21 protein-coding genes are annotated in these 24,715 nt (G+C 45.5%); 5 read left to right on the top strand and 16 right to left on the bottom strand.

Annotated elements, in window-relative coordinates:
* Positions 1-8: 8 nt before the first annotated feature.
* Positions 9-800: a hypothetical protein gene (locus MHI32_RS02885; RefSeq protein ID WP_076193698.1), complete on the bottom strand. Its 792-nt coding sequence runs from the start codon at positions 798-800 to the stop codon at positions 9-11.
* Between the two features lie 33 nt (positions 801-833).
* Positions 834-3,920, bottom strand: a complete 3,087-nt coding sequence (locus MHI32_RS02880) for a DEAD/DEAH box helicase (protein WP_076193696.1) — start codon at positions 3,918-3,920, stop codon at positions 834-836.
* A 463-nt stretch (positions 3,921-4,383) separates the two neighbouring features.
* On the opposite strand from MHI32_RS02880, the gene MHI32_RS02875 reads away from it, so the two are divergent.
* A complete protein-coding gene (locus tag MHI32_RS02875) occupies positions 4,384-5,151 on the top strand; it encodes a TspO/MBR family protein (protein WP_076124500.1) in 768 nt (255 codons plus the stop codon).
* Between the two features lie 95 nt (positions 5,152-5,246).
* On the opposite strand, the gene MHI32_RS02870 is transcribed toward MHI32_RS02875, so the two are convergent.
* From MHI32_RS02870 to MHI32_RS02850, 5 genes are all read right to left on the bottom strand, one after another.
* Complete coding sequence (locus MHI32_RS02870) at positions 5,247-5,627, bottom strand: RidA family protein (protein ID WP_036682524.1); 381 nt, start codon at positions 5,625-5,627, stop codon at positions 5,247-5,249.
* 93 nt (positions 5,628-5,720) lie between these two features.
* Positions 5,721-6,386: an oxidoreductase gene (locus tag MHI32_RS02865; protein ID WP_076124502.1), complete on the bottom strand. Its 666-nt coding sequence runs from the start codon at positions 6,384-6,386 to the stop codon at positions 5,721-5,723.
* 19 nt (positions 6,387-6,405) lie between these two features.
* Entirely contained in the window at positions 6,406-7,671 is a 1,266-nt protein-coding gene (locus MHI32_RS02860) for an MFS transporter (RefSeq protein ID WP_036682545.1), read from the bottom strand.
* Between the two features lie 104 nt (positions 7,672-7,775).
* Positions 7,776-9,188 (bottom strand): ATP-binding protein, encoded by a 1,413-nt coding sequence (locus MHI32_RS02855; RefSeq protein ID WP_076179738.1) that lies wholly within the window; start codon positions 9,186-9,188, stop codon positions 7,776-7,778.
* Positions 9,189-9,357: 169 nt separating this feature from the next.
* Positions 9,358-9,561, bottom strand: a complete 204-nt coding sequence (locus MHI32_RS02850; protein ID WP_036682530.1) for a CsbD family protein — start codon at positions 9,559-9,561, stop codon at positions 9,358-9,360.
* A gap of 460 nt (positions 9,562-10,021) precedes the next feature.
* On the opposite strand from MHI32_RS02850, the gene MHI32_RS02845 reads away from it, so the two are divergent.
* From MHI32_RS02845 to MHI32_RS02830, 4 genes are all read left to right on the top strand, one after another.
* Positions 10,022-10,915: an FMN-binding protein gene (locus tag MHI32_RS02845; protein WP_076124505.1), complete on the top strand. Its 894-nt coding sequence runs from the start codon at positions 10,022-10,024 to the stop codon at positions 10,913-10,915.
* A gap of 48 nt (positions 10,916-10,963) precedes the next feature.
* Complete coding sequence (locus tag MHI32_RS02840) at positions 10,964-12,844, top strand: FAD-dependent oxidoreductase (protein WP_076124507.1); 1,881 nt, start codon at positions 10,964-10,966, stop codon at positions 12,842-12,844.
* A 245-nt stretch (positions 12,845-13,089) separates the two neighbouring features.
* Positions 13,090-13,539, top strand: a complete 450-nt coding sequence (locus MHI32_RS02835; protein ID WP_076124508.1) for a hypothetical protein — start codon at positions 13,090-13,092, stop codon at positions 13,537-13,539.
* Positions 13,540-13,555: 16 nt separating this feature from the next.
* Positions 13,556-14,536 (top strand): polyprenyl synthetase family protein, encoded by a 981-nt coding sequence (locus MHI32_RS02830; protein ID WP_076124510.1) that lies wholly within the window; start codon positions 13,556-13,558, stop codon positions 14,534-14,536.
* A 568-nt stretch (positions 14,537-15,104) separates the two neighbouring features.
* On the opposite strand, the gene MHI32_RS02825 is transcribed toward MHI32_RS02830, so the two are convergent.
* The 9 genes from MHI32_RS02825 to MHI32_RS02785 all read right to left on the bottom strand — a co-directional run bounded on the left by MHI32_RS02825 (position 15,105) and on the right by MHI32_RS02785 (position 24,624).
* On the bottom strand, positions 15,105-15,989 hold the full coding sequence (locus tag MHI32_RS02825) for a UbiA-like polyprenyltransferase (RefSeq protein ID WP_036681005.1): 885 nt from the start codon (positions 15,987-15,989) through the stop codon (positions 15,105-15,107).
* Between the two features lie 38 nt (positions 15,990-16,027).
* Positions 16,028-17,314 (bottom strand): aspartate aminotransferase family protein, encoded by a 1,287-nt coding sequence (locus MHI32_RS02820; protein WP_076124513.1) that lies wholly within the window; start codon positions 17,312-17,314, stop codon positions 16,028-16,030.
* Between the two features lie 97 nt (positions 17,315-17,411).
* Positions 17,412-19,337 (bottom strand): U32 family peptidase, encoded by a 1,926-nt coding sequence (locus tag MHI32_RS02815; protein ID WP_076302343.1) that lies wholly within the window; start codon positions 19,335-19,337, stop codon positions 17,412-17,414.
* A 43-nt stretch (positions 19,338-19,380) separates the two neighbouring features.
* Positions 19,381-20,172: an energy-coupling factor transporter transmembrane component T gene (locus MHI32_RS02810; protein ID WP_036681014.1), complete on the bottom strand. Its 792-nt coding sequence runs from the start codon at positions 20,170-20,172 to the stop codon at positions 19,381-19,383.
* Positions 20,165-21,067, bottom strand: coding sequence for an energy-coupling factor transporter ATPase (locus MHI32_RS02805; protein ID WP_076124517.1), 903 nt, complete (start codon positions 21,065-21,067; stop codon positions 20,165-20,167). The genes MHI32_RS02810 and MHI32_RS02805 overlap by 8 nt, the downstream gene beginning before the upstream one ends.
* Positions 21,058-21,912 carry an ATP-binding cassette domain-containing protein gene (locus MHI32_RS02800; RefSeq protein ID WP_076124518.1) on the bottom strand — a complete coding sequence of 285 codons (855 nt, stop codon included), beginning with the start codon at positions 21,910-21,912 and terminating at the stop codon, positions 21,058-21,060. Before MHI32_RS02800 ends, MHI32_RS02805 begins: the two co-directional genes overlap by 10 nt.
* 29 nt (positions 21,913-21,941) lie before the next feature.
* Entirely contained in the window at positions 21,942-22,499 is a 558-nt protein-coding gene (locus MHI32_RS02795; RefSeq protein WP_076124520.1) for a Gx transporter family protein, read from the bottom strand.
* Complete coding sequence (locus MHI32_RS02790) at positions 22,483-22,872, bottom strand: NusG domain II-containing protein (protein WP_036681022.1); 390 nt, start codon at positions 22,870-22,872, stop codon at positions 22,483-22,485. The genes MHI32_RS02795 and MHI32_RS02790 overlap by 17 nt, the downstream gene beginning before the upstream one ends.
* Positions 22,873-23,691: 819 nt before the next feature.
* The gene (locus tag MHI32_RS02785; protein ID WP_340012692.1) at positions 23,692-24,624 is read right to left on the bottom strand and encodes an alpha/beta hydrolase; all 933 of its coding nucleotides are present in this window, start codon (positions 24,622-24,624) and stop codon (positions 23,692-23,694) included.
* Positions 24,625-24,715 lie beyond the last annotated feature (91 nt).

Here is a 24,715-nt window from a genome sequence, read left to right as displayed (position 1 = left end):
CTGTTTGACTACGCCTTACTTGCACGACGGGCAGCAGCTTCTGCTACTCGATTCATAATCAAAGTTAGGCCTTCTAGAGCCTTAGGTGTCTGAGGCAGCAAAGCTCCCCAGTCTTCCGTTACCGCTGCTACTACCGGCGATGAGGGAAATGGCCTAGCCGTAATCTCATGGAACTGCGGTCCCGGCTGGTGAAGCGAACCTTCAGCAGCCGCTTCTGCAAGCCATTCCCCAGAAGAAATTGCGGGGCCCTTGCGCTCTAGCCGTGCTAATTCTGTTGCAAGCTCACTAGCTGGGGCTGCCTCTGTCTCAGAATCATCGGCAGCTATATCACTTTCAGCCCAAAGGGCAAATATTCCATCCAGGAGTTCTCCCTTAGTAAATCCTCTCAGAGAAAGCGCCAGCAGCGGCTCTTCAGCAAGTCGTTCTTTTATAAGCTGCAGAGTCTCCGCCTGGTTCTCTAACCCTTCCCCCTCAAAGAGGGCTTGCTCCAGCTCTGTATCTGTAGGCAGAAGCTCCAGTTCCGCCAGCCCACCCGTCAATCTCCCTTGCAGCAAAGCAAATACCTCATCCGGACTTAGCGCCAGACGCCGCAATATTTCTTTTCTACGGGCAGCATGCCATACTGGAACCTTCAGAGAGAGAGGTTGCTCCGTTCTTTGTCCCTGAGGAACAGCAGAAGTACCGACATTCCATTCACCTTTTGCCCGCGACCCTCCCGTCACTTTCCCGGGCGAAGCCGTCCATGCTGCTTTTACTAATCCAGGCACAACTTCCAGCCGCATCTCTAACAGTTCACTCATTGTTCGATCCCTCCGTATTGCTCATGTCTTTCTTTACATCCAATCCTGATCCTGCAGTTCAATAAGCTCCTTCAGTTCATGATTAGACATCTCGGTCAACCATGTTTCACCAGAACCAACAACCTGCTCCGAAAGGCTTTTCTTCCGCTCAATTAATTCGTCAATACGTTCCTCCAGCGTTCCTTGGCAAATCAGCTTATGAACTTGTACGTTCTTATCCTGCCCAATTCGGAAAGCCCGGTCTGTCGCCTGATTCTCCACTGCCGGATTCCACCAGCGATCGTAATGAATAACATGATTGGCCCGGGTTAGGTTCAAACCTACTCCGCCCGCTTTAAGAGATAACACGAAGAAGGCTGGCCCCTTGCCCTCTTGAAAATCATGCACCATCTCGTCCCGCTCCCGTTTTGGAATCCCCCCATGAAGGAACAGCGGCGATGTACCATAACGCTTAGTAAGCTTGCTCACCAGCAGCTCACCCATCGCTACGTATTGCGTAAAGATCAACACAGATTCGCCAACTTCAGCGACACTGTCCAGCACCTCGAACATAACCTCCATTTTACCGGAATGTTCATTGCGTGGACTCCGTCCTTCTTCTTTCCGGAATAGCTGAGGATGATCGCAAATCTGCTTCAGCTTCGTCAGAGAGGATAACACCAGTCCACGGCGAGCCATACCACTGCTCTCCCCGATCACACCGAGCATTTCATCCACGACACCCTGATACAGGGCAGCTTGGGTCTCGGTCAGCGGGCAATAAGACTTCAGCTCCAGCTTCTCCGGTAAATCCTTAGAAATATCCGGGTCACTCTTCAGACGCCGCAACAGGAATGGGGATACCAAGCGATGTAGCTCCCGCAGGCGTTCCCCACCTTCACCAGACACATAACGCTGCCGGAAGGAATGATAGGTTCCTAAATAGCCCGGGTTTAAAAAGTGGAAAATAGACCATAACTCGCCAAGTCTGTTCTCTACCGGAGTACCTGTCATAGCTATGCGATGCGGTGCCGATAATTTCATCACACTCTGTGCCTGCTTCGTCCGGTGATTTTTAATATATTGAGCTTCATCCAGCACTACTGTTGACCACTGGACATTGGCTAAATCCTCGCTGTCACGCCCTGCCAAGTGATAGGTCGTCAGTACGATATCATGACTGGTTGCCAGTTCTAAGAAGCTATCTCCCCGAACACGGCGTCCACCATGATGTATGTGTACATTAAGCGAAGGAGCAAAGCGCTGCAGCTCCCGCTGCCAGTTGCCAAGAAGCGAAGTTGGGCAGAGAATCAGCACCGGCTCCTGCTTCTCTTCACGGGGAGCACTTAACGCCCGGTCCAGCAGGCAGGTGATAACCTGCACCGTTTTACCTAGACCCATATCATCGGCGAGACATACCCCAAAACCCAGACCACTGAGCTCGGCCAGCCATTGATAACCCCGCTCCTGATAAGGTCTTAAAGTTCCATGCAGACCTTCAGGTACGGGACGCACCGGAAGATTACGTAATACATCTCCGCGCATAAGTGATGCCAACAGCCCGGATGTCTCCATCCCAGTGACGGACATTCCTTTCCAGAGCCGATCCTCACCATCCTCGGCTTCTAGGCGCATCCAATCCGCGGCAGTCATTTCTCCGTTTTCATGGCGTTTCATATATCTAAGAACCTGGCGGATTTCTTTAGGATCTATCTCGATCCATTCCCCGCGGAAACGTACAAAAGGTACACCGGCCTCTACTAATGCATTTAATTCTTCCTCACTAATCGTACTATCTCCAAGCGAGGCCTCAATACGGAACGAGATCAGCTCTTCCATACCCAGAGCTGCGGGCGCCGGACTATCGCCCCCGTTCACGCCCGGCTGCATTTTCATCTTCATGCCAATGCGGCGGCGTCCCTCACGGCTCCAGCGCGAAGGCATCTGCACCGTTATTCCCCGATCGCGCAGCTGCTGCACCGTCTCCTTCAAAAAGAAATAAAGACGCTCCGGTTCCAAATCCGCCCCCGTAGGCGCAGGCTTAGCAAGAGCGCGCTGAATATCCGGCGATATCTTCGCAGCCCGGCCCAGCGCTATAAGCAGCTGCTGCTGGATATTGCGATAGCGTTTACCCCATAACGTAAACTCTCGTTCCTTACTGCTCCAGATCGATTTGGCGGGAAACCAGAATTCCCCTTCTTCCTTGTTCTCCGCCCAGAAGGTTAACCGCCACACTTCATTATTGTCTTCTGGCGGCTCCAGCCGTAACCCAAGACCCAGCTGCCCGCTCCGTGCTTCCTCTGGTTCTGAATGTGGCACATCGCTGCCAGCGGTCTCGTTCACAGTGACCAAAAGGTCTGTCACCTCTGCCGGAGTTCCTTGCACGGGTATATCTCGGCTTCCCGTGAGAAGGCTATTCCACCACAGTTCAGTTAAAGGGGAATAACCCCGGCGATAATTCGCTTTATAAGGGGTTAACTCACTTTCAATGCCCGCAATTACTTTTTTTATCTCAGCAGTCATTACAGCCTGCATAAAGGAGTAAAGCACATATGCTCCAGCCTCATCACGAGAGGATAAATCCCCTGCCTCTGCGATATGCGTTCCTAGTGCAAGAACAGGCATGGATGCTGCCAGCTGCAGAAAGATCTCTTTGTCCTCCTGCTTTCGGAAAGCTGGCGACCAGCAGACCGTCGCCGCCTGTTCGCCGCCACGGCGACGTGAGCCCACAGGGCGTGGTGGCAAGGCACCCGGCGTAATCCCGCCAGTACCCATCAGCTCCAGCGCAAAACGTGCCGCTGCTGCCCAGTAACGCAGTTCGCCGCCTGGCTCCACTCCCTGTTCTCGGCATAACGTCTCATCCCATGCCAGAAGCAGTTGAAATGCATCGCTAGGAACCAAGGCGAGCCCTTCGAACGTTCGTCCGGGCAATCCGCGCCGGGCTGGCTTCCCCTCTACAGGGGGAGCCGGATATTTCACTTCTGCCAGACGCAGAGCAGCAGTTGCAAAAGGACGCACTCCTCCCTGTAGCTCCATCCGCTTCACTACGCGAGTCCAAGCGTCAACCTTCGGCTCCGAAGTTTCGCCAGAGAAGCAAAATAAAACGTCCCCTAACCATATTGCATACAGATGCTTAGTCATCGGTGATCTCCTGTCTTTTAAGCAAGCAAAAAAAGAACCAGCCCCATACCATCAGGAAGGGTAACTGCAACCTTTTCCGCGAGAAATAAATTTTGAAGCTATACAAGTAGAAGTCGCTTCATCCTCTTTTAGAGAGGGAATGCGGTCCTGCGGTAAATATAAGGATAAAGAACTAGGACAAAACTTATATTTTCTTGAATCTTCATCTCTTCATCTTATACGAAAAAGCGCTGATTTAAAAACATTTCTGCATATTTTCTGTAGATTTTTATGAAATAAAGTTGAAGGATATAGAAACACCCAGTAATTTGATTCATTTAAAATACCCCGCACTACTGCCCTGCTATCCAAGAATGTTATGACTCACTAGTCACTTCTTTTCTTTTTATAGTCTTAATTAGGCCAAAAAGGGGTATATTCTAAATAAGCAACACCCTATTAAAAAAGCTAGGGAGTGAATTATTTGAGACGTTATAATCCTTATAAATGGTGGAACCTCGTATTCTTTGTGGGTGTAATTATCGTAAATGTGCTGGCGGTAACCTTGCCTTTGGGCGGAAACAGTACAGGAGAAATCTCTGACAAATATAAGACTTACATGACTCCTGCTGGCTACGCATTCTCCATTTGGTCGCTGATCTACCTCTTGTTAGCCGGTTTCGTTATTTATCAATTCCGCTCCTATACAAGTTCTAGGGATTCTGTACGAGCTATTTCGTTCTGGTTTATCCTGAGCTGTGTTTTTAATATGAGCTGGCTTTTCCTCTGGCAGTATTTATATATCGAGCTTTCTTTGATTGCCATGGTGTTAATGTTAATTTCCATCATTGTTATCTATCGCCGAACGCGCCAGATCGCAAATCCTACTTCAGGTGAGAAATGGCTGATCAAGCTACCCTTTAGTATATACCTTGGCTGGATCTCTGTGGCGACTATCGTGAATGTTAGCGTTGTTCTGGAGAAAAATCATTGGGATGGGTTTGGACTTAGCGGGATAACCTGGGCCGTGATCATGCTCTGCGTGGGGACACTGCTTGCGGTGTTAGTCAGCTATCCTAACCGAGACAGCATCTATCCTCTGGTCTTCGTATGGGCTTTCATCGCGATCGCCTTGGAACATAGAGAAGCTAATGCAGTCTTTGTAACGGGCACAGTAACGGCAGGTCTTCTGCTGCTCTACAGCATTTGGCTATTGCTCACACCACGCCGCAGAAGATACAGCAGATACTGATTGTCCTCTTGATAATATAAAAAGGCAGGCTAAGAAGGTGATCCTCCTTAACCCGCCTTTTTTTTGTAGAATAATCTAGAAGTGCGAAATCATATTTATTTCTTACGTGCTACCGCTTCGATCTCAACAAGTCCGTCTTTGGGAAGTCGAGCAACCTCAATGGCACTGCGGGCAGGATAAGGTTCTTTAAAGAAAGTGCTGTAAACCTCGTTAACTGCTGCAAAATCATTCATATCTTTTAGGAATACGGTGGTCTTCACTACATGATCCAGTGATGCACCAGCTTCCTCAAGAATAGCTTGTACATTGCTAAGTGCTTGACGAGCTTGTTCCTGAACGCCCTCAGCCAAATTCCCTGTCTCGGGATTAAGGCCCAGTTGTCCTGAAGTGTATACCCAACTACCGGTGGTAATGGCTTGACTATAAGGACCAATGGCTCCTGGTGCTTTTGTAGTAGCTACTTGTTTTTTACTCATCTTGTTACCCCTCTCCATTAAACGCTGATCATTTATTGTCCATTGTAAGTCCTGTTCTCACCGTAATGCAAATTTATTAGCAGCCCGAAAAACTTAACGTTTTCCAATCACATGTATTACTTCATTCGTGTAGATATGCAAACCATGCGTGTCAGCAGAGGCAATGTTAACCATAGCTCTCGCCACAGTTACACCAGGTATGGCACGATATTTAGCCGCTTTGCCAACCATCACAAACTCCAGTGCTTTCATCAATCTAGCCGCGACGCGTTCTCCCAGTCTGAATTCCTCACGATGACCCAGCAGCAAGGATGGCCGAAACAAATGCAGCCCTTGAAAACCGATTTTGCTTAACGCTTCCTCTGCTCTCCCCTTAGTCCGACTGTAGAAATTGCGCGATTTGGCATCTGCCCCCATGGATGAAACAACCAAGAACTGTTTAACACCGTGATCTCTCGCAATAGCAGCAGCTGCAAGCGGATAATCCAGATCGACACGTTCGAACTGCTCTTGTGAACCTGCCTTCTTGATCGTAGTCCCGAGGCAACAGAAGATGGAATGAACGCCTTCGAACGAATCGCTATACTCCGCCAGGCTCTCCCAATCCACAACGATTTGCTTAAGCTTAGGATGTTCTAAAGCTAATGGAGTCCGTACAAGCACTCTCACCTCACCCCATCCTTCACGATTCAGCAATTCCTCCGTAACCGCTTTCCCTACTAATCCAGTAGCCCCTAATACCAACGCAATCCTTAACATGGAATAGTCCCCTTTACTTCTATTCGTCCTTTAGAATACGACGGCCCAGCAGGAAGGCAAGAGCGATCATAAGCGTTCCCACTACCAACTGCATACCGTATACTTGGGTCCATTGCGGCCAGTGGGCAATTTTTTCATACAGCTGTCCCCCAATAAGCGGACCAAAAAAGGATGATAAACCCGTAAGCGCCGCATAGGTCGCCATATACATAGGCCGTTCTTTTTTCGGCGTGTCTCCAATAATAAAATTAAAGGCCAGCTGGTTGAAACCGCCTACACCTACACCAAAAACAATATGAGCGGCAAACAACACCAACAGCATCGGCAACACAGACAAGAGTCCCCACATCAACGAGGACAAGGCAATAATCGGCAACGTAAAGAACAACAGACGTTTATTGCTATATTTTGCATTTAGATTACCCCAAACGTAGAAACTAGCCATCATAAAAAGAGTCTGGGACACATTAAGCAGTGATAACGTTTCATAATTTATATGAAGTAACTGCAACATGACATACGAGTATAGCGGAACAGTTAAATTCTGCAGCAGCAACCAGGCGGCCAGAAACAAAGTAGACTTCATAAATAAAGTATCTTTAAGCGGTTTCTTAAACATCGGTAAAAATTTATGTTCTTCCGATTTCTCGAAAGGCACGTCGGGATAAAAAAAGAATACAACGACGTTAGAGATCGCGAAGATCCACACAACAATATAAAGAATCAAAAAGCCATGGCTCCCGGGATAACGATCCAAAACGATACCCCCACCATACATTACCAGACTACCGAGTGCATTCAGGAACGTATTACGAATCCCAAAATAGCGTCCACGCACACGTGCCGGAACAAGATCGCTGATCACAGAGCTCCACAGCACACCACCCGCCGTATTGGCAATAAAAGCAGTAGTATATAAGGCTATAAAAGCCATGACCCAATACTCTTTAGGAAAAATAAACGGAATTAGCCCCGTAGAACTCCAAAGTATCCTATGCAGGCCGATAAAAGTAACCATAGCCCATTTGCGGCTTGGCAGCTTCTGAATCAAAAAAGCTACCCCGATCTGCATCACGTTAACCAAAGTGGTAAGCGCTAGCACAAATCCAATTTGACTTGAAGTGGCTCCTAAATATAGCAGGAATCCTGTTAGAAACTGCCCTTGCAGCAGGACCTGGAAAATGGTCGATGGCACACCTTCCCAGGTAGCAATGCGCAAATTCCTGCGATGTACTGAGGTTTTACGGACACGCTTTGAACTAGTAACTGTGTGCTTAGTTTCCATGTTGTTCATAGAAAGGGGTAACACTCCTTTGATGCGGCATTTGCTTCATTCTACTCCGCATCAATCTACTGTCAATACGCCAAATTAACAAATAATATTGGAGCTTACTCTTCTATGAATTCGAGGGGTAAATAAAGCGAAAAACGACTCCCTTTACCCTCCTCACTTTCTAAAGTAATGAACCCTCCGAGCAGTCTGGCCAAATCATTACTAATAGAAAGTCCTAATCCTGTTCCGCCATATTTTCGACTAATTGTTCTATCCGCCTGTTGGAAGGCTTCAAAGATCATGGCATGCTTCTCTGGTGCAATACCTATCCCACTATCTTCTACCTCAAATACAATCCAATGCTTCACAATAGCTCTTTCCCCACGTTCCTCTTGACGAATACGGAGTGCGACATGGCCAGACTTTGTAAATTTAAAAGCATTAGAGAGCAAATTACGCAGGATCTGCTGAATCCGCTGTGGATCGGAATGAATCATTTGCGGGATATTTTCTTCCATAGCAATAGTAAATTCCAGTTCCTTTTGTTTAGCCGTGACAGCGAATTGCATAGCCAGGATCTCTGGGATCTCAATAACACTTAAATCTTCATTTATAATATCTAATCGACCTGCTTCCACTTTGGAGAGATCTAATATATCGCCAATTATCATCAATAATTCTTCACCAGAACGGCGGATAATGGCTGCATACTCACTCATTTCTGCTTCCGTAAGAGAATTATCATTGTCTTCAATTAATTGCGATAAATTAATGATGCTATTCAGTGGTGTTCGAAGCTCATGAGACATATTGGCCAGAAATTCGGATTTAAATTGCGAAGCCATCATTAACTGATCGGCACGTTCTTCAAGCGCTATCTTATTCTTATGCAGCTCCTCCGTCTGGGCAGACAGTTGTTCATTAGCACGCTGAATCTGCACATTCCGTAAGAGTCCTAATTGAAAGTCACGAATAATTAAGGAGAATAGAACACTTAGAATCAACCCTGCAGGGAAAGTAATCGGCATAATCTCTCTTATGTACTCTGGGGCGGGAATCACACCAAACACCATAATGTTGATTGCATTCATTACATTTACGACTAGAATCACGATCAAACCTTTGTTCACTATGCATAAGCTAGATCGTCTGACCCAGTAGCTAAGCGCAGCACAAACAAATCCTAGAATGGACAAATTAATTGTACCAGCCATTGCTGCCTCATTTACTCCAAAAGTTAACCGTGTAAGACCTGTTCCTATACCAATCAAAACAAGAATGAAAGGATGCGGATAAGCCAGCGTTGAAATAATAAGTGGCACAAAACGTAAATCAAAAATCACATGCTCATCCAGCCTATATCCAAAAAGAGTACTAATCCACCCGGCAAAGATGGCCAGTAATACCCAGCTTACTTTCTTTATTCTTACACTTGCATTTGAAATGGTGCTTTTATATATAAGATTAGCCAAATAGGCTACAGCTATTAGCATCGCGGTGTTTCCAAAAAATATTTTAAGATAACCCATAGATTCACTCCCACCTTGGCAAAATAAATTACAACTTTCATCTCATAATACTACCATACTAAAGCCCTATTCGATAACTAACCGCCCACGGACGCAGAAGAAGAGCGCAAATCAGATGCGATTTGCGCTCTTCTTCTGGAATTTTATTATAGACGTCACTAGTAACGAATTAATCGCGGTAGGAACGTCCCCAAGTTTGGTACTCTTTTTCCGCGTCTTCTTTCGTGTGTCCATAACGTTCTTGTAGTTTACCTACTAATTTATCCTTTTCACCATCAATTACGTCAAGATCATCATCTGTAAGCTTGCCCCATTGCTTCTTGGCCTCGCCTTTGAGCTGTTTCCATTTCCCTTTAAATACATTGTTGTCCATTATAAGCTCATCTCCTTAGCTGAATTAATTAGGGTAGGATCGTTATCCCGTGTTACCTTTACTTACCCTTCCCCATTCGCTATGAATCTTTCCGCCATTCATGGCATTAGCAAATTAAGTCGTATTCTGTCACATATATTTTTTAATTTATGTATTCAAATCTTTTAAAATTTGATATAATCCAGATATAAATTAAATATTTAATTTTTTAAGTGATTTATTTCACAAATGTTTTCCTACTCCATATGCTAGAATGCCATCGGAGATAAAACAACATCATTAAATTTTTTTCTAATCTATGCCGATATAAGTCATGATACTGTTACAAAAGGGTAATAAGGTATGAGATTAAAGTGACAAATATCATTTATAAAGTGATTTTTATCACTTCGCTCGACTATTAAAATGTTTTACATTTTAATATATATATTTTAAACTATATTTTTGGAGGTCATTTGAAATGAAAAAAGCTTCTGTTATCTTGTCGAGCGCACTTATCCTTGGATTGCTCGCAGGTTGTGGTAACAACACAGACAACGCCGCAGCCCCTACTAACGCACCAGCTGAAACAACTGCTCCTGCAACAAATTCCGGTAACGCTGGAACTGAAGCTGGACAGTACAAAGACGGAGTTTACTACGGTACTGCTGACGTTGATGCTAAAACTGGCTGGCAATATTTTGCACTCTTAACTGTAGAAGGTGGAAAGATCACTAAAGCTGACTGGGATGCCTTTAACGTTAACACTGCAGGCGACCTGAAGAAAAAGGTTTCTGAAGATGGTAAATATGGCATGAAAGCTGGCGGTGCTTCTTCTGAATGGCACGAGCAAGCAGCTAAAGCTGAAGAATTCCTGATCGAAAAACAAGATCCAGCAGCTATAACTTTTGATGCTGAGGGGAAAACTGATGCCATCTCTGGTGTATCCGTACACGTATCTGACTTTGTAAAAGCTGCTCAAGCTGCTCTTGCTGCTGGTCCAGTAGAAGCTGGTCAATATAAAGACGGAGGCTACCATGCTGAAGGCGAAATGGACGCTGAATCCGGTTGGAAATCCACTGTTGACCTGACTGTTGCTAACGGTAATGTTGTAGCTGTTAAATTCAGTGGTTTGAATGCTGCTGGCGATGACAAGAAGCAATTCTCCGTTGATGGTAAATATGGTATGAAAGCTGGCGGCGCTTCTGCTGAATGGCATGAAGAAATCGCTTTGGCTGAAAAATACTTCCTTGAAAACAAAGGTACTGCTCCAACGCTTGATGCTGAAGGCAAAACTGATGCAATTTCCGGCGTGAGTATTCATGTTGGTGAATATTTTACACTTGCAGAAAAAGCACTCGAAGGCGCGAAATAATTTCGCAGGACCTTCTGCAGCTAATCAGACGAATGAGGTGAATTTCTCTTGAAGAAAATAGTCATTTTGGGCGGCGGCTACGGCGGCGTACTCACGGCTAAGAAACTGGCAAAGAAATTTAAGAAAAACAAAGATGTTGAAATTACACTGATCGACCGGAATCCATATCACACTCTATTGACTGAGCTGCATGAGGTTGCCGCGAACCGTGCTCCAGAGGATTCAATCAAGATCGATCTTAAGAAAATTTTTGCGGGCCTTAAAGTAGATGTTGTTCTTGATGAGATCAGCAATATCGATTTCAAAAGCAGAAAACTTAAGTCCGATAAAGCTACCTACGCTTACGATTACCTTGTAATCGGCACAGGTAGCAAACCAACCTTCTTCGGCATTCCAGGCGCAGAAGAAAACACCTTCTCCTTCTGGTCTTACGATGATGCGGTAGCATTGAAACGCCAAATCCGCGATATGTATACCAAAGCGGCTATGGAGAAAAATCCAGCTGTACGCCGTGCTATGCTGACCTTCGTTATTATCGGTGCCGGCTTTACTGGTGTCGAGCTGGTTGGTGAAATGGCTGAACAACGCGAGGAATTATGCAAGGAGTTCTTTATCGACCCATCCGAAGTAAGATTGATTGTGGCTGATATGGCTCCGAAGATTCTGCCTATCCTTCCAGATAAGCTGATTCAAAAAGCTGAAGCTCGCCTTCGTAAGCTGAACGTGGAAATCGTTACTGGCGCTAAAATCACCGAAGTAGGCAATGGTAGTGTTGCCCTTGGTGAGAAAAACGTCGTCGATTCCCAAACAATTGTTTGGACTGCTGGTGTTGAAGGCTCCGAAATCGTTGGTGGACTTGAAGTTCAACAACAAGGCCGCAAACGGATTGTTACGAATGAGAACCTGGAAAGTGTAGATCATAAGAACGTCTACGTAGTAGGGGACAACATTTTCTACATTCCTGAAGGTGAAACTCGTCCTGTACCACAAATGGTTGAGAACGCTGAACAAGCCGCTCCGATTGTTGCTGGCAACATTGCCGCCGACATTCAGAACACTGCTAAAAAAGCTTACAAACCAGGTTTCCACGGTACAATGGTCTCCATTGGTAGCCGCTACGGCGTAGCTAACGTTGGTCTGCCAGGTAAGTTCTTTATGCTTACTGGATTCATGGCAATGCTATCCAAACACTTTATTAATATGTTCTACCTGTCTCAGGTTGTCGGATTCAATAAAGTATGGACATATATGATGCATGAATTCTTCCATGTTGAGAACCGCAAGAGCTTCTTGGGTGGTCACTTCTCCAAACGTTCACCTAATTTCTGGCTCGTTCCACTTCGTGTTCTACTTGGGGGTATGTGGTTATACGAAGGTATTGAGAAGATCCAAAAGATTTGGAAAGATCCAGATAAGATTTTCTTGATTCCAGCTGCTCCTTTTGCAACGGATGCTTCATCAGCAGCCAGTGTTGCAGTAGATGCAGTTAAAGACACCGTAGATGCACAATCTGCAGCTTCAGCAGTATCCACTGCAAAAGAAGCAGTTGAAGCGTTGCCTGTACCTAACTTCGTATACAACATTACAAACTGGTTCATGGATTTGATGTTCTACAACAACGACGGAAGTTATACTTTCCTCGCGAAATGGTTCCAAATCGGTATGGTATGTGCAGAAATCGTCTTCGGTATTATGCTCATCGTTGGTCTCTTCACAGCACTTGCTTCTATAGCGACCGTAGGCATGTCGGTCATGATTTGGTCAACCAAAATGGCCTCGACAGAAATGTTATGGTACGTTGCTGCTGGTATTGCCTGCATCGGCGGATCGGGAAGCACACTTGGTCTAGACTACTATGTACTTCCTTGGCTTAAGAAACAGTGGAAGAGAATTCCGCTCGTCAGACGATGGTATCTATACACCGACTGATAATAAAACCCTGAATTTGTGTAATTTATCATATAGAACATATGTGCAAATTGTATTTTATTAGGGTTAAATATGGATATACTTCAGAGTAATGTGTCCCTAGGACACATTACTCTCCTTATTTACAAGAAGAAAATAACCTTCCTAATCCTAGGAAATGGTGGTTTTTTCTTGAATGAATGGTTTTGTAGGGATGATCGGGGTATGGTTTCTTCCGGCAAAACCGACAAGAAGGAGAGAATCTTGTGAACAAACAACTCATAGAAGATACCCTCCGGTTGTTGCATACTGAAATGTCACCTATTGCCGGAATTGAGCTTCAGCCCTCTCCGGCTGCATGTGAACAGCTAATCTCGGTACTGGAACGCCATGATCTGGAATACAGCCGCAAAGTCAATTTGCTGGGTATTTACACTATTCTCACTTTGGCAGCAGAGCGCCATATGGAATGTATCCCACATCATCCCGACCTTACACGCAACATTTTGGATGGAGATTATTTGTATAGCTTTTACCTGCAGTTTGCGGTGAAATGCCGTGAGCTCGACTTAGTTGCTTATCTAGCTCCTTCGATCAAAAAAATGCAGATTAGACGGTCAAATGGAGACTTCGCGGAACATGATCCAGCTACTGGAATCGAAGAGTTCTTGATTCAAGAGTGCAGACAGCGTAGTCGCACAAGCAAAGCCATTTGACAGGTGGGATCCATAAATGAAGCTGCATGAGGCCTTAAATATAGACATAAATGAAATCAACCGCGAAATCGTAAACCTTGTGACGCGTGATAAAGATGTACCTAAGAAATCTCAGCTCGCGCAAAGTGTTCTAGAGCTTATAAATTCCGGTGGTAAACGCCTTCGTCCCCTCATGGTCATTGTTGGCAGTCGGTTTGGCCGTAAGGATACCGGTCGCAGAGCGCTTCAATTAGCTGCTGCTGCTGAATTTATTCATGCCGCCTCATTAATTCATGATGATATCATTGACCGTTCTGAGTTACGGCGGGGCGTACCCGCCTTACATATTAAGACGGGTACATTGTCAGCAGTACATGTTGGTAATTACATGTCCGCTCGGGTCATCGAGCTGCTGAGCAAATATACAGGAGATAAAAACAGATACGTTCATGACTTATCCTCTGTAGCCACCGCTCAGCTGTGTCTGGGTGAATATCAGCAAATGGAACATGCTTTTGATTATGAAATTACAATGGATCAGTATTTGGAGAAATCCTTAAACAAAACCGCTCTTCTTATGGCAACCTGCTTGCGGGTTGGTGCACTGTCCACTGAAAGCACCGAAGAAGTTGCCAATCTCCTTTATAATTTTGGAGAAGCCTTAGGGATGTCCTTTCAGATACAAGATGACCTGCTAGATTTCACACAGTCCGCCGATGTCCTAGGCAAACCTGCCGGTAGCGACCTGCGACATGGTCAGGTCACCCTGCCAGTGCTGTACGCCTTGCAGGACCCTAAGCTCTCGCCTGTGATCCGTGCAATCGGCCCGGATTCTTCCGACGCTGAAGTAGCACATGTGCTCACCCTAATTAACAATAGCGATGCCCTCGCTCGCGCTGAACGGGTCAGCCAGAACTATCTGGATAAAGCTGCAGCTATTGTGCAGCAGCTCTCCTCCTACCCTGCGCATGCTGATCTGGAAACGTTGCTGCAATATTTTGCGGACCGTGATCGCTAAAGCGTACGATCTAATACAAATAAAAACGGATACCTCCCATTCACTTGGGGGTATCCGTTTTTTTGATTTAGACACATCATTTTATTGATCTTGTCGCAATTCAACTGCTATTTTTCCGCTTCAACAGGACAAGCTAAACACGCAAACGCAGCGTAGCGCACATGAGCTAATTCAGTCATTCTACTCCATCGGATTAATTAGGGAAAACCTCCCTAAAATTAGCTAATAATCGTTCGAAAACCACGATATTAGGGAATTGCTCCCTAATAAAGTCCACTTTAGCATGCTTTTAAGAGTAACCAGCTATTTTTCAGGGAGAAATTCCCTAAAACAGAGTCAAAGGATAAAAAACTCAATAAGATTAGGGAGGTTTTCCCTAATCTTTGCATTCAACTCGTAGCTTCCCCCTTGCAGAGCGGGGACCCGAGTCAACACAAAAAAGGAAAGCTAGCGTAGCCAGCTTTCCGATCTCCTTGCTTACCCCTTTTGGGTAGGCTATTGTCTTTTGTTGTTAGTTTGAGGGCAATGTGCCAAATGCTCAGCCAGCCGGCTCACCAAAGCCAGCTCCCTAACTAACATAGAAAAAATCAATCAGCGTACACAATAATATCACTATGCTGATTACCTGATTTAGATTATAAGAAGCCACCTTCATCAGCTTACGATTCGAAGGCTTTATAATCTTATGCTCGGTCATCAGGAGCAATGTAGCGATACCAATCCCAACTAAATACATCCATCCGAGATCCTGCCATACGTATAGAAATAATAGCAGCATAATCATAATGAAGTGTAGACCTTTGGCGATACGCAGCGCATTCTCTAATCCAAAGAAGCTCGGAATAGACCATAACCCATGCCGCCGGTCAAATTCAATGTCCTGAGTGCCGTAGATAATATCAAATCCGGCAATCCAGAGCATAACTACCGTCCCGATCACAAACGGGGTAAATGCGATATTTCCGGTTACGGCAAACCATGCACCAATCGGTGCGGAAGCAATAACAAAGCCTAAATATAAATGGCTTAGAAAGGTAAAACGTTTTGTATAAGAATAAGTCGATATTAACACGATTGCTACCGGCGATAAGAGCAGGCAGAGCAAGTTCAGCATGCCTGAAGCCACAATAAAGATGGCATAATTGACAATAACAAAGACAACCACTTCTTTTTCTGCCAATAACCGTTGTGGCAAATGCCGATGTGCCGTACGAGGATTCTGTTCATCAAACGTACGGTCTGCCAGCCGATTGAATGCATTAGCGCCATTACGGGCACCGATCAATGCAATCAGACCCCAGATCATCACATGCCCTGATGGCCAGCCCCCAGCAGCCCACACCATCGAGATAATGGCAAACGGCAGCGAAAAAAGCGTATGAGAGAACATCACCAGTTCACTGAACATTTTAAGCTTTAGGCCTGCAGTTTTAAAAATGTTTAGAATAGCCATTCGTTTTCCTCTTTCTTCGCTACTTGAAATTCATTATATTAGTCATTAAGCTCCGCAAGGACTTCATTCAGGTTGTAAAGCAGCCCGTCGATATCCTCTTCCGTAATAATCATCGGCGGTTGAAAGGCTAGTACGTTGCGTCCTATGCCATTTTTGCCGATCAGGTATCCTCTGTCTTTCATCGCTTCCAGTACTTGATCTGTAAGCGCCGCAGAGCCTTCTGCATCCTCACCAGCAAGCTCCGCTCCCAACATAAGCCCAATTCCCCGTACATCCACAATAAGCGAAGGATAACGGTCTTGAAGGGTCTTTAGCCCTGCTTTCAATCGTTCTCCGAGCAGCACTGAGCGTTCAGGAAGCCGTTCATCGCGAATATAATCAAGCACAGCCAGCGCCGTTGCAGCAGATACCGGATTGCCTCCAAAGGTTGAAGCCGACGGACGGTTCAGCGCGAGTGCAATCTCATCCGTTGTCGCAAAGGCTGCCACCGGAATTCCATTCCCCAGTGCCTTGGCCATACTTATAATATCGGGCACTACGTCAAAATGCTCCATAGCAAATATTTTGCCTGTACGACCAAATCCAGTTTGAATTTCATCAGCGATCAGAAGCACGCCGTATCTCTCCAGCAACATTTTGACCTCACTGAAATAGGTTGGCGTTGGCATAATCATACCACCATTGCCTTGGATTGGCTCTACGATCATTGCGGCGATAGTATTCCCCTTCTCCTCAAGCACTCGCTCCAGAGATTCCAGGGATAGTGCAGCGGCTTCCTCTAGAGATAGTTCTGGATGATATGGGCGAGGAATAAACTCAACGTCATGATCCAAGTATTTATCGGTACGCCACATCGGCAGACCTGTCACGCTCATAGTTAGATTGGTACGGCCGTGTAGACCACTTTCCAGTGCAATGAACCCCTTGCGTCCTGTATACATCCGAGCGAGCAGCAGTGCGCCTTCATTAGCCTCTGAGCCGCTGTTCACGAAAAAGGTTCGGCGTAGACCGCCTGGCATAACCTCTTCCAGACGTTCAGCCAAATCCACATTTGGCTGAGTTAAATAGATCGTAGACGTATGCTGCAGCTGCTGCAGTTGCTCAATCGTACGTTCAGTTATGGCTGGATTGCAGTGCCCACAGGCAACTACAGATACACCTGCGAAGAAATCTGTATATTGTTTGCCATTTTCATCATACACAAACTGCATCGAACCTCGCACAAGCTGAGGCGCATCGCGGTAAAAATGCTGTGTACACGGATAGAAATATTGCTTACGCTTTGCCGCTACGGCTTCTCTTCCGATGAATTCTTGTTGTTCCATGATTGATTCCCTCTCTTCTTGTGAAAATAGTAACTTATTCATAGAGTACTGTGCATTCTTCTTACTAGCAGACGGTATTTTGCCCCAAAAAATAGAATTAGTTAAATTGCAGCGAACCTAGAGTATAACCCGCATAAATGGGCTCAAGACCACCTAGCATATCATCTTTTACTTCAGTACGATTCATAGCTTGTTGATAAGAAATTATAATTTCACGCAACTGCTGAGCGCTATATGTCGCTCCTTCAATACGGAAACTAGATATGCCTAGATCAATCATCTCACCAAGCAACGGTAAATAGCAGAGCTCTTTCGCGAACAAAAGATGGCAACGGCCGTGCTGATCACGATATACCGGATTTTCACCTTTGTCTGTTTTTAGAACCAATACATTATTGTGCACATATTGATTATCCTCTTCAGCGATAGGCTCCATTACTTCAGTATTCTCATAAAGGTCATGTTCCATATACATTAGTGCAGGTGTACCATGTACAACAACTTCCAAAGGCGTGTCACAACGCGAGGCAAAGGTAGCAAAGTGCTCCAGCGTCATTTCCGGTGAAACCGAAAGCTGAGTTAAACCTAATTTTGCATATAATTGGGCTGAAAGATGATTGTAGACATTTAAACTACCATCTCCAATTAACGGATAACCTGTAGAACTGTATCTGCGAATCGCTCCCAAATTAGTAACGATTATACCGTCGATCGGCAAGCGTTCTCCACCAAGCAATTGATCATATTGATCAAAATGCAGCTCGGTCATCATGCGTGGCAACCCTAAATAGATTTTGCTATCGCCTTTTAGCTCACCAAGTTCCTTAATATCACGTTTTGTAAAAGGTCTGTCCGGTTCAAATACATCCCCCGGCAAGTATAAACTATCCACACCCAGCTCCAATACTACGCGCGCCTGTTCCATATTATTCACACGTACAGCCAGCTTAGCTTTTGTTGCCATTGGTTTCTTTTCTTGCGCCAAACGTTCCCGCAATTCCTCTACACGTTTTTCAGATAGCTCACGTTCTGCGGTTGGGGTGCTAAATACTTTTCCAGTGCTATAGAATTTGCCCGTGCCTTCATAACGACGGTTAATGTTAGCTAACCCTGGTTTACCAAAAGCATAAGCTGTCGAAAAGTCACGCTTGCGGTTGTTGTACAGCTCTTTAGTATCAACCGTACGATCAAAGCCAATCGGATCATCGATATATCGGTCAATGGCTTCGCCGTAGCTATTCGCCAGCATCACCATAAAATCCTTATCACGCATACGGCCTTCTATTTTGAAGGAAGTAATACCTGATTCAATCAATTCCGGAAGATGCTCATACATAAACATATCTTTGACAGCCAGTGGATATTCAGCAGGATATACATATCCGTCTTTTTTAACCCGATAATCCCAGCGGCAAGGCTTCATACATTTTCCCCGGTTGCTGCTCATGCCAAAAACATGGGAACTGAAGTAACAATTTGCACCATGCACAGAGCACATATCCCCGTGAATAAAATATTCCAGCTCCATACCACTCCGCTGACCAAGCAGCTTAGCTGTCTGCAGGTCCATTTCCCGCGAGGTAACTACACGAGTTACACCCAGATCACGCAGCGCATAGATCATCTCCAGGTTGTGAACATTCATCATTACGGAAGAGTGAATAGGAAGGTTAAGCTCCATCTCCCGAATAAGCTCCAACACTGCCATATCCTGAACAATCAAGGCATCTGGCCGAGCACCATCAAGGAAACGCAAGTATTCTCTAGCTTCCTCCACATCTTCCTCACTAAAAAGATTATTCACAGTGATATACACTTTTTTGTCTAGACGGTGTGCGATATCAAGTGCCTCTACGATCTCTTCATGAGTAAGGTTATAACCTTTACGCATCATTCTCATATTCAATACAGGTCCACCAAAATAAACTGCATCACACCGTGATTGGATCACTTCCTTGAAAATCTCAAACGTTCCTGCGGGTGCGAGTAATTCGACTTCTCTACCGTTAAAATAACGTGCCATTCAAGTTCCCTCCCAAGTTGATACTACTAATAGGGAATGAGTATTATAACAAAGCTACTGCAATTCCCATGACCACAAACATCCCAATAAAAACAGTATCGAATTTGCCCCACCTTAGGCGGTGATACCGACTGCGGGGAGCATCCATGCGAAAACCGCGGGCTTCCATGGAATACACCAGATCCTGAGCACGCCTAAAGGCACTGGCGATAATCGGGACCAGCAGGGAGACTAACATCCGTCCCTTTTCCTTCAAAGGCAGCTCTTTCAGATCGGCTCCCCTTGAGGCCTGCGCTTTCATTATGATCTGCGATTCATCTAGAATCGTAGGAATGAAACGAAGTGAAATGCTGATCATCAGCGTGATACGGTCAGGGGATAAGCCAAGCTTTTTGAAGGGTGTCAAGATCCCCTCCAGCCCTTGATTCAGCTTCCCCGGCGTTGTTGTGAAGGTCAGAAGCGCTGTAAAGGTGATAAGAAAGAACATGCGGATGACCGAAAATGCCCCTAATCTTAGCCCTCCCTCATAGATAGACCAGGAACCAAGAGTCAGCACTACCTCCCCTGTCTTTACAGACACCACCTGCACAATAAAGATAAACAACATTAAATAACGTAAAGGCTTAGCTGCTTTCAGGAAGTATTTAAGCGGAATCCGCGTTGAAGCCATAACGGCTATCGAAAAAATAGCCAGCACAGCCATGGCCATCCACGAACGTGAGAGCAGGATAACAGCTACGTATAATAGCATGCCAGTGATTTTGGCACGAGCATCCAGTTTGTGCACCCACGAACCGGTCTCAATACTCCTACCTAAGATCAGTTTCTCATTCATGGTCATCCCTCTTTCCATCGGGCTTACCAGTGCTTATTGATTCCGCTGGCAGCGAAGCTATAAGCTCTGCCAGACTCTCAGCCGTCAAGCGGGGGGCTTCATCCACAAGACCTAAATGATCAGCAACTGCACGCCAGTAACGAAGGGACTGCGGAACCGTCAAACCACACTGTTCCAGAATTGAAGGATCATCTGCAAGCGCCTTTACACTGCCCTGAAACGCCGTGCTGCCCTCTTTAAGTACAACCCAGCTGTCTGCATAGGGCAATAACTCATCCATCCGATGCGTGACGATAATGATCGTTCTGCCCTGCTCACGACATAATCTCTCCAGCAAGCTGATTAACTCTGCACGGCTAATGGGATCAAGCGTTGCCGTGGGCTCATCCAGAACGATGACCTCAGGGTCCATAGCTAGCACGGAAGCGATAGCCGCCTTACGCATTTGTCCACCGCTCAATTGGAAAGGATTCCGCTCTAGCAGTGCGAGATCCAGCCCCATATCTGACATGGCCTGACGTGCACGTGACTTTGCCTCTTCGAGACTCATGCCGAAATTAAGGGGACCGAAAATGAGATCCTTCTCGACCGTATCTTCGAACATCTGCTGCTCCGGAAATTGAAATACCAATCCGACTCGGCGGCGCAGTGGCATTAGCTTAGGTGACTTCTCACCAGCCTGAATAGTTACATCAAGCACTTTTACCGTACCCTCGGTTGGTTTCAGTATCCCGTTAAACAATTGCAGCAGCGTCGATTTACCTGAGCCCGTCGCCCCCGCAATACCAACCATCGAGCCAATGGGTACACTGAGGTTAATGTCCCGGAGCGCCGTCAGCTTCCAGAGGCTTCGGTCAGCGTAGGTGTAACTTACTTGCTGTAATTCTATGGCCATAACGTGTCTATAAGCTCCTTTTCACTGGTCGGAACATCCACATGAATACCCTGGTTCTGCAGCTCGCGTGCAAGGCGCCAAGGATAAGGTTCACGCAGATGGCATTTTTCCAGAAGCTCCTCGTTCCGGAACAACTCCGCCGGTGTAACATCTGCAGCCAAACCACCTCCATGCAGCGCAAGCACCCTATCCGATGCCAAAATCTCATCTGCATCATGTGTAATCATGAGGATCGTGTACTTCCCTTCTGCCCGCATATCCTGCAGAATACCGAGAAGGTCATTTCTGCTTCCTTCATCCAACATAGAAGAGGCCTCGTCAAAAATGACGATGCCTGGTTCCATAGCAAGAATGGAAGCGATAGCAACACGCTGCTTTTGACCTCCCGACAGCTCACCCGGATGCTTGGACAACAGATGATTTATTCCTAGTCTCGTCGTATAGGAGCGCAAACGTTCAGCCATCTCTTCGTACGGCAAACAAAGCCCTTCCAGGCCGAATAGGATATCTTCCTCTACAGTGGCTCCAATAAACTGATTATCCGGATTTTGGAACACCATTCCGATACATTGCCGAATGCTTCCGATCGTTTCCTCACTAAGCAGCATGCCACTAACCACAATCTCACCAGCCCCCTTAGGCAGCAGAGCATTGAGCAGCTTGACCAACGTAGACTTCCCGCAGCCATTAGGACCAACCAAGCTGACCCATTGTCCTTGAGAGATAGATAACGTTATATTTTGAAGAATCGGATGCTCGGGATCATAGCCAAACGATACCCCATCCAGAGAGATGACTGCTTGTCCCTCTCCCTCTAAGTCTTGACCTTCGTATGATTCATTCATGTTAGTCATCCTTCCGCTGATGTGACTAATCAGTCCAAAAATTCTTCAAACAGCGATATTTTTGACAATGACGCCACCAAATAACGGACTGCATAGCCCACGGCAATTCCTGTTACTACCCCAGTGATCAGCAGCATGGGAAGATAATAAAAAATACTAAGTGATGCAAATACCATAGAAGCTGCCAGCAGCTGACCGATATTATGCGCAATCCCACCGGCTATACTAATTCCGATCAAGCTTATACTCTTACCTTTGCCACTAATCAGCATCAGCACAAACATAACAACAAAGCTAAAAAGTGAACCAAATAAACTAAACAGCAAGCTTGAGAAGGTACCTAGCAGAAATGCAGTAAGCAGTGTTTTGAGGATGACAAGCAGCAAAGCATCCCGTCCACGTAAAAAGTAAATACAAGTCAAAATCATAATGTTGGCCAGTCCGAGCTTAGCACCCGGCACCAGTCCCATTCCGGATAACGGAATCTGTGCCTCTATTAAACTTAACACTACTGCCACTGCGGCGAAAATCGCAATAATCACTGTTCTTTTTAAAGCTGTTGCAGATTCACTACTGGACATAGGCATCTATATCATCCTCCCCCGACGCACTGGTGATTTCGACTAATACTCTATGCGGTAGACAGACAATCGTCTGTTTGGGCAGGGTAATAAAACCAAAACCTAGGCAAACTTTATCAGCGCAATCGGCATCGTACATTTCAATCCCGTAATCATGCACCTTCAAAATGTTATAGCCGCGTTCCGTGCGGACCTCAATGGTTTGTTCTTCTTTTGTAAGCTTTACCGTTTTAAATAACTCACCGTCCACCGTTACATTGGCTATGAGATTTTTACCGGCCCCACCTTTGTCATCATTGTCCGAAAACCATCTCGGTACGAGAAAAGCGAGCGCAGCAATCAATACGATGGAAATCAGCCACACATCTGCGCGTTTCATAAAAATCTCCCTTATTTTTTAATTAAAATCCAGACTTATTAATTATAACGGTCTACCCTCAATCCTTCAATCAATGTTGGAGTTTATTGTCAGTTTTAGAGAGCTGTTCACAAAATAGGCACGCAAAATAACCCCAGCAGACACAACCCATTCGTCTCTGGCATTTTCAGTTGAAGTTTGTAGCGTTTGCAAAAATATCCAACTTACATTTTAGCCCATTTGCACCGAGATCGCCCATCTCCTCTGGTTTACTAGCTTTTCCGGAATAATTCACAATTAACCCAATTTAAGTTACTTTCAAAATCTAAGCGCCCCTTATCGAGGTTTGTTCCTCTCTAGAATCAAATAAACCTTATCTTGGAATTCATTATTATATTTGCCTTTTAAACAATAGTGTGTTATATTTATATGGTATTTGTTTTTCGATATATTGAATATCCCCACCAAGAAGATGTCAGGCCGACTATTATACACATCGGCATTTTGGACAAAGAGGCTTTATGTTTTCTTGCAGTACTCTTCCTTTTTATGAGATTAAATTCGAAATATAGCATTCCGATTCACACTGGCGCGGTCAATGGAGCCGCAAGGGCAAAAGAGAGGTAGGGCTTTTGTCGTATTGGAAGGATTATTCTCGCCACACGGCTGCTGGAAATAACAAGGAATTAAGACACCCGTTACTCACGAACGGCGGGGGATGAATATAACGAGAAAGCATGACGGTACGATCCTTATTCAAGGACTACGTCATGTGTGGAAAAATATAGGCGCCCGATAACCGCTACCTAGCGGATATCGGGCGCTGTCTACGTTCAGGACTTATTTTACATATCGACTTACAAAAGCTGTTACTACATCTATATACCCCTCCTTATCCGTATCATAAGACAATCCATGCCCCGCTTGCGGTACTATGAGCCTCTCTTTTGGACTCTGGCATGCCTCATACAATTCATTCATCATAGCAAAAGGTACAAAGTTATCCGCATCCCCATGAATAAAAAGAATCGGAGCCTTCGCTTTCCGCACTTGTTTTAATGCAGAGGCTTCACCAAAGCCATACCCCGCCTTCAAGCGGGTGATTAGACTTGCACTTTGAACGAAAGGGAAACTTGGCAAGCGATACATTCGTCGTAGTTGGTAAGATAATTGTGCTTTTACTGAGGTATAAGCGCAGTCCGCAACAATAGCTTTTACCTGCGGCGGAAGATCTTCCCCTGAGGTCATTAGCACTGTAGCACCACCCATAGAGACACCGTGAAGCACAATTTGAGCACTAGGCCCAGTCTTTTTAATCATGTATTCAATCCATTGCAAATAATCTTTTCGTTCCGGCCAACCAAAACCAATGTAATCCCCTGCGCTATCTCCATGCCCTCTTGCATCGGGAATTAGGATGTTAAAGCCTAAGTTCTCGTAGTAGATTTTGGCGTACGCCCCCATATCCTTTGCTTTACCTGAATAACCGTGGGCTAGAATGGCTGTGCGTCCCGCAGCACGATTAGATTGGAGTAAGTAACCTCTTAATTTAAGTCCATCTGCAGATACGATCTCAATATTCTCGAAGCTCTGGCGAGAGACCCAATCCTTCCCCTCCCCCCAAGAAGCTCCGGCAACCGGAGGATCAGCCTTCAGATTAGGATTATTACTTAGAAATACCTTTGGCGCTCGTTTAATAGCAATACCATAGAAGAAAAATCCCACATAGATTAGAATCCCTATGATGATTACAGCGCTAATAATGAACCATATCAATTCGCCTTCGCCATCCCCTCTTCATTTCTTTTCCAACAAGAGTATACCATCTACTTAGAATGCACCAAACTATCGCAATCATGACATA

This window comes from Paenibacillus sp. FSL H7-0690 (genome assembly GCF_037980415.1).
GTDB lineage: Bacteria > Bacillota > Bacilli > Paenibacillales > Paenibacillaceae > Paenibacillus_AQ > Paenibacillus_AQ odorifer.
This window is presented reverse-complemented; position numbering and strand designations above follow the sequence as displayed.

Excerpts from the sequence above, each read along its gene's own strand:
- MHI32_RS02790 (WP_036681022.1), bottom strand. The coding sequence starts at position 22,872 with ATGAAACGCGCAGATGTGTGGCTGATTTCCATCGTATTGATTGCTGCG.
- MHI32_RS02865 (WP_076124502.1), bottom strand. The coding sequence starts at position 6,386 with ATGTTAAGGATTGCGTTGGTATTAGGGGCTACTGGATTAGTAGGGAAA.
- MHI32_RS02880 (WP_076193696.1), bottom strand. The coding sequence starts at position 3,920 with ATGACTAAGCATCTGTATGCAATATGGTTAGGGGACGTTTTATTTTGC.
- MHI32_RS02860 (WP_036682545.1), bottom strand. The coding sequence starts at position 7,671 with ATGGAAACTAAGCACACAGTTACTAGTTCAAAGCGTGTCCGTAAAACC.
- MHI32_RS02870 (WP_036682524.1), bottom strand. The coding sequence starts at position 5,627 with ATGAGTAAAAAACAAGTAGCTACTACAAAAGCACCAGGAGCCATTGGT.
- MHI32_RS02850 (WP_036682530.1), bottom strand. The coding sequence starts at position 9,561 with ATGGACAACAATGTATTTAAAGGGAAATGGAAACAGCTCAAAGGCGAG.
- MHI32_RS02815 (WP_076302343.1), bottom strand. The coding sequence starts at position 19,337 with ATGGCACGTTATTTTAACGGTAGAGAAGTCGAATTACTCGCACCCGCA.
- MHI32_RS02820 (WP_076124513.1), bottom strand. The coding sequence starts at position 17,314 with ATGGAACAACAAGAATTCATCGGAAGAGAAGCCGTAGCGGCAAAGCGT.
- MHI32_RS02855 (WP_076179738.1), bottom strand. The coding sequence starts at position 9,188 with ATGGGTTATCTTAAAATATTTTTTGGAAACACCGCGATGCTAATAGCT.
- MHI32_RS02805 (WP_076124517.1), bottom strand. The coding sequence starts at position 21,067 with ATGGCCATAGAATTACAGCAAGTAAGTTACACCTACGCTGACCGAAGC.
- MHI32_RS02825 (WP_036681005.1), bottom strand. The coding sequence starts at position 15,989 with ATGGCTATTCTAAACATTTTTAAAACTGCAGGCCTAAAGCTTAAAATG.
- MHI32_RS02845 (WP_076124505.1), top strand. The coding sequence starts at position 10,022 with ATGAAAAAAGCTTCTGTTATCTTGTCGAGCGCACTTATCCTTGGATTG.
- MHI32_RS02810 (WP_036681014.1), bottom strand. The coding sequence starts at position 20,172 with ATGAATGAGAAACTGATCTTAGGTAGGAGTATTGAGACCGGTTCGTGG.
- MHI32_RS02885 (WP_076193698.1), bottom strand. The coding sequence starts at position 800 with ATGAGTGAACTGTTAGAGATGCGGCTGGAAGTTGTGCCTGGATTAGTA.
- MHI32_RS02830 (WP_076124510.1), top strand. The coding sequence starts at position 13,556 with ATGAAGCTGCATGAGGCCTTAAATATAGACATAAATGAAATCAACCGC.
- MHI32_RS02795 (WP_076124520.1), bottom strand. The coding sequence starts at position 22,499 with ATGCCTATGTCCAGTAGTGAATCTGCAACAGCTTTAAAAAGAACAGTG.
- MHI32_RS02800 (WP_076124518.1), bottom strand. The coding sequence starts at position 21,912 with ATGAATGAATCATACGAAGGTCAAGACTTAGAGGGAGAGGGACAAGCA.